Raw genomic sequence first — 5,358 nt, forward strand, 5'->3', positions numbered from 1 at the left:
GATGGCAGAGAGGTCACACCCGTTCCCATACCGAACACGGAAGTTAAGCTCTCTAGCGCCGATGGTAGTTGGGACCTTGTCCCTGTGAGAGTAGGACGTCGCCAAGCAACTTTAAGACGAGTCAGAATGACTCGTCTTTTTTGTATGCTTTCATACCTCTATCAATTGCATTTTTAACCCCTTCTAAATAAGAAAATCCATATTTTTTATCTGGCTCTAAGTAAGTTCCTTCCGCCCACTCGTTCCATGCGTTAATAAATAAAAACTCGCTGTTATAAAAAGAGTAAGTCCGATGAATTTGCTTGCTTAAATATATGGTGAACTTTTCAGGGGTAGAACCTACAAAGATGCTGCTATTCGCGTTTTTACGTCGTGCAGTATTATCCCAATCAACAAAAGCACCAGGAAATGTTTTTTTCTTTGGGAGCGATCGTTGTAATATATACATCCATACTTTATCGTAGTCCCAAACGTTTAATTGCATATCAGAATCATATATTACCTTATTTATGTCTGAAGAGCTATCATGGGCAATTGTATAGAAAGGTTCAAACTGAATGCTAGCATCGAATCCATTTATATTAGGTAGTGGAAAACTGTTTAATGTTTCAGCAAAGTATATACCTTTTAAACCATTTTCTCGCGCTAATGCATTCCAGTAATTAAGCATTTTTTCACAATCAGGAATATGTCCTGGACGATAAATAATGAATAGAGGTTTATCATCTATATAAATATATCTCTCATCTTGGAAAGCCTGTAATAAATAATCAAAGTGTCCTTCCAATCAGATATATCTCCGTAGTCTTGAGGCATTAATATATGTTTATCGAGACCATCCCAAGATTTTGTCCATGGTTCATTTGCCCAAGAAAGACAAAAAGGGAAGTCAGGTTCTTTCATCTTTAGTACCTCATTAAAGGGTGTTTCTAATAGTCTTTTTCCTTTAAACCAGTAATGATAATAACAAAAACCATATATACCGTATGCTTTAGCGATTTTTGCTTGCCACTTTCTTACGGAGGGGGTAGTTAAGTCGTAATAAAAATCTTGATAAGGTTCCCTAGGTTGATAATGTCCTGAAAATAAAGGTCGTGCACTTTTAGTATTTGTCCATTCAGTAAATCCTTTCCCCCACCATCGATCATTTTCTTTAATTTGATGGAATTGTGGTAAGTAAAAAGCGATTATTTTCAAGTTATATCCCCCTCGTGTTTTTCGTAGTTCAAGTGTTGGGAAGTTATTCTTGATTTGGTGAAGCAATTTTAAAATAAGAGATATGTTATCTGTTTACTGTTTTTTTTTATGGTATGTATTGGATTTTTTAAGCTTACTTAATAAGAGAGTATTAGGTAATTTGATATATATCTGAAATAGAAAGTACTTTTCGTCATGAAATTTATTACGTTGAATGAAAGGAATTAAATTTTTTGAAGGACAAAGAGGGCCTGTGGTAATCGATTTACATCATCAAAAAAGTCTTGTAGCTTTAAATATTTCTCATAATGATTTTCAATATAAGTCCTAGGTATAACGGTTTCTCCGTAAAAACTACTATTTCTAGCATCCCCTGCACCAGTAGGGCTATGAACAAATTTGCCGTTTTCATAATCCGAGATGGCGCGATGTATATCTGGAAAAGCTTGAGATAAAGTTTTATGCCATCCTGTTTGAATTAATTCAGGATGTTCTTGGAATTGTTGACAAAAATCAAGAAAATAGCGCGCTTGTGTTGTTGCGATGAAGATTCCACCAGGGCGAAGAACTCTTGAAAATTCTTTTACCCAATTTTCGGCAGTTGCTTCGGATAAATGTGAGAATACAGAATAAGCGAATATGATATCTAATGAATTGTCGCTAATAAAATCTACAGGGGGATGTGGGCTTGCTGTTTTATATATCCCTCTTCCTAGTGTTTCATTACAAAGTGTGATCATCGCAGGATCGACATCAATGCCAAGTAAATTTTGATCAGAGGCATCTTTAAATAAGAAGCGTATAATTCTTCCCCATCCGCATCCGAAGTCTAAAACTTTACTTTCTTTATTCAAGGGAACTCCTAAATTTTGGGCGTATTCTTTTATATGGCTATAAAACAAATATGCTTCGTAAAGAGCATGTTCATAAGAAGCACCTACAAATTGTTTTTGAATTTCTTCAGGAGGAAACATAGGTACGGGAACCCCATTTATCGTTGTTTGTGAACAACTTTGTATAAATAAATTTAGAAGTTCGGCATCAGATAGTGAATTAACAAGATGATCAAAATCACTTCCTAACTTAAAGTTATTCATTTGTTAAACCTCCGAATTATATAGTGATTAAACTTTATTTTCTTGCTTTTTACTAATGAAAACATGTAAAAATTCAGCATCTAACCCTAGTGATCTATCCTTTTGTAAAAAAACAATTGTATACATGTTTGCATGTGTATAAATATATTCAATCATATCCTGCCCCCAATCGAACGTTACTAAAGATCCATTCTCATCAATAGGGTTTCCATGATAAATGGGCTCTTCAATATATTCAATCACCTCTTTATTCATTCTTGCTCTTTGCACAGTTTTTGTGAGTGTATGATACCAAGGGACAGTAAATACATGAGCACCGCCAGGTTTTAATACTCGTTCTATTTCTTTAAAGGCTTTGTTTGGCGTCATTACATGCTCAAAAACGTCTTGAGTAATGAATAAATCAAAAGATTCATTTTCAAAAGTCATGTCTTCTAAGTTCTCACATCTAATACCTTGAAAGTATTGGCCAAGAGGATAATTTCTAAAGTATTGAGAATAAGTATAGTTTTTACAGTTTTTTAATAGTAGCTGAGTCGTAATTCCTCCAGGAGAGGATTCGTGAATATTATAGGAATCCCATTTTGGAAAAAATGTATGTAAAGCATGGATTAAAGCTCGCTGCCTTGGTATAGAGTTACATGTAGAACATAAATAATGATCTCTAAGCCAATCATTATGCTCTATAAATGTAGCTTTCTTTTCGCAAATAACGCAGTACCCATTATTGTGTTTCAAATTGATTTCCACACGATATCCCTCCTATGTTAATAAATGCAATCTATGTATGGAAAGTATGATACACGTCAACAATCGGCGAAATTAAAGGAAATGGGTGAAAGTTAGGTATCTCTTAAAATTACGATTAGGAGAAGGGAATAATTAGTTGGAGAGAACTCCCACTCGAATTAAAGTTTCACTTTATGCTATGCGATGTATCAGCTTTTATTCGTGGAAAAATGTATAGACTTAAAATATCCCTTTCGTGTATGGGTACATTTCAAAATCCTGTGCGTATATTTCTGTAACTAAATCCATAGTTTCTTTATCATAAAAGCTTTCGTATGTTGGAAATCGGGGAAAGCCTGGATCTGTAATGCTAAGTTCTGCATAGCTTCCTGCATAAATCATCTTGTGAGCGCGATGATGATCTGAATTTGTAAGAAGTGCTAAAGGGGATTTCATCAAATCGTACATGTGTTCCATCTTGGTGATTTGTGTATTAAAATCTTCTAAAGGAATATAGCATTGAATGAAATTTTCTTCACCAGGGACGTATTGTTGACTAAAATGTATATCTAATGATAGGGAATTGGAACCGAATGCCTGAACGTAATATAAAAATTGTTTAAATGATATTCCTTGATTACTATATTTATCATTATAAAAATAATGACGGATGCTCTCCCATTGTGGGCTAGCATATGGATTGTCAGCAAGTAATAAAAATGAGCTGACAGCTCTTGTATAAGGATTTCGTACAAGTTTACAAACATTTTTTTTAGCCTCTAGAAGACTATTTTGTAATTGTTGAATGTAATTTGTACTGTTTTTATACACCCAGAACTCATAGTAATGAATAAAGTCATTGTATTTCTTTGCTTCAGTAAATAATCCAATTTGAAAAAAGAACCAATTAGCTAATGAGGTGCATCCGCTTCTATGACTCCAAAATAGTATAAGGGGAAAGTCTTTATGGTAATGCGGAATTCGATCTTTATGTAGGATTACATGATTTAAAAGTTCTTGATTTATATTTTTCATGAGTTTAGCGCTCCTTTTTTGAGAACTTTGTGTATGTAGAAGCTTTTTTATGGGGTAAACAAGTGAGGATTGTTTATTAAATATATTCATGGGGATGAGTAAATATTATGAGTGTTTTTGCAGTCAACCTGAATAAGGAAGCTATTCTAAAATGAAAATAGAAAATAAAGATAATGAAAATTTATAACAAACATACAATGATAAGAGGATGAATAATCAAAATGATCCAGTTTATTTGTGTATATTTTTAAGTTTGACGATAGGAAAAATTTATTACTAGAGAGATGATATTATGAGGAAGAATAATTATTTAATAGTAGGTGGAAATAGTTTCATTGGTATCAACCTCGCATTGGGTTTATTGAAACAGGGGCAAAATGTAAAAGTATTTTCCAGACATATAAATAATTTTCCTCAAAATATTATAAGTGAAGTTGAATTTATTAAAGGTGATTTAGAAAATGTTGAGGATATATATAAGGCTTTAGTGAATATAGATATTATTATTTATTTAGCTGCGACGTCTAACGTAGCAACTTCAATTGAAGATGTTTTCGGTGATATTAATAGCAGTCTATTTTTTCTTAATTTCATGGAAAGTGTTAAAGATTTTCGTATTAAAAAAATTATATTGGCTTCTTCGGGAGGCACAGTTTATGGTGAACCTGAATATTTGCCTATTGATGAGAAACATCCATTAAGACCACTTTCCCCGTATGGAATAACAAAAGTTTCGCTGGAGAATTATTTGTATTTTTATAAGAGAAAATATGGAATAGATTATGTTGTATGTAGATATTCTAATCCGTATGGAAAATACCAAAACCCCTTAAAAAAAGTAGGGGCCATAAATTGTTTTTTGTACCAGCATCTCAGTAATGAAAGGATTCATATATATGGGAATCCGGAGGAGATTATTAGAGATTATATTTATATCGATGATTTAGTTGAAATTACTATACAACTAGCACAATTAAATCAATTGAAATCTTGCGTATACAACATAGGGAGTGGCAAAGGTCTTTCTTTAAAACGAATTATAGTGGAATTAGAGAAAATAACAGAAAGAAAAGTGGATTTTATCTGTTATAAACAAAAATAAGAGAACGTTCAAAAAATCATTTTAAATATTGATAAGATAAAACAAGAATTGAATTGGGAACCTAAAATAGATTTTAAACATGGGATTAGATGTAAATGTCAAGATAAACATGTACATTTTCGCTTGTTTAAGCATGTACAAAATCAATCATTTTCTTTGCTAAAATGATCTTTAATTCGATAGGATTGTCCTACAATA

The 5,358-nt window shown here is 32.6% G+C and carries 3 protein-coding genes, 1 rRNA gene and 2 pseudogenes; 2 read left to right on the forward strand and 4 right to left on the reverse strand.

Annotated features, from left to right (window positions below):
- Positions 1-107: ribosomal RNA gene (gene rrf, locus ACS2CR_RS33305) — 5S ribosomal RNA — on the forward strand; the annotation flags it as partial.
- Between the two features lie 14 nt (positions 108-121).
- Here the strand turns inward: rrf and ACS2CR_RS33310 are convergent.
- From ACS2CR_RS33310 to ACS2CR_RS33325, 4 genes and pseudogenes are all read right to left on the reverse strand, one after another.
- Positions 122-1,197 (reverse strand): annotated as a pseudogene (locus ACS2CR_RS33310) (glycosyltransferase WbsX family protein).
- A gap of 224 nt (positions 1,198-1,421) precedes the next feature.
- Entirely contained in the window at positions 1,422-2,294 is an 873-nt protein-coding gene (locus tag ACS2CR_RS33315; protein ID WP_001058693.1) for a class I SAM-dependent methyltransferase, read from the reverse strand.
- A gap of 27 nt (positions 2,295-2,321) precedes the next feature.
- Positions 2,322-3,044 carry a class I SAM-dependent methyltransferase gene (locus tag ACS2CR_RS33320; protein ID WP_000405117.1) on the reverse strand — a complete coding sequence of 241 codons (723 nt, stop codon included), beginning with the start codon at positions 3,042-3,044 and terminating at the stop codon, positions 2,322-2,324.
- Between the two features lie 219 nt (positions 3,045-3,263).
- Positions 3,264-4,058, reverse strand: a complete 795-nt coding sequence (locus tag ACS2CR_RS33325; RefSeq protein ID WP_000790058.1) for a sulfotransferase family 2 domain-containing protein — start codon at positions 4,056-4,058, stop codon at positions 3,264-3,266.
- Between the two features lie 292 nt (positions 4,059-4,350).
- Here ACS2CR_RS33325 and ACS2CR_RS33330 point away from each other — a divergent pair.
- Positions 4,351-5,328: pseudogene (locus ACS2CR_RS33330) on the forward strand (NAD-dependent epimerase/dehydratase family protein).
- The last annotated feature ends 30 nt before the right edge of the window (positions 5,329-5,358 follow it).

The sequence above is a fragment of the Bacillus cereus group sp. BceL291 genome, from assembly GCF_051776705.1.
Lineage (GTDB): Bacteria > Bacillota > Bacilli > Bacillales > Bacillaceae_G > Bacillus_A > Bacillus_A cereus.

What these genes read in the sequence shown, in the direction of transcription:
- ACS2CR_RS33325 (WP_000790058.1), bottom strand. Translation starts at nt 4,058, where the DNA reads ATGAAAAATATAAATCAAGAACTTTTAAATCATGTAATCCTACATAAA.
- ACS2CR_RS33315 (WP_001058693.1), bottom strand. Translation starts at nt 2,294, where the DNA reads ATGAATAACTTTAAGTTAGGAAGTGATTTTGATCATCTTGTTAATTCA.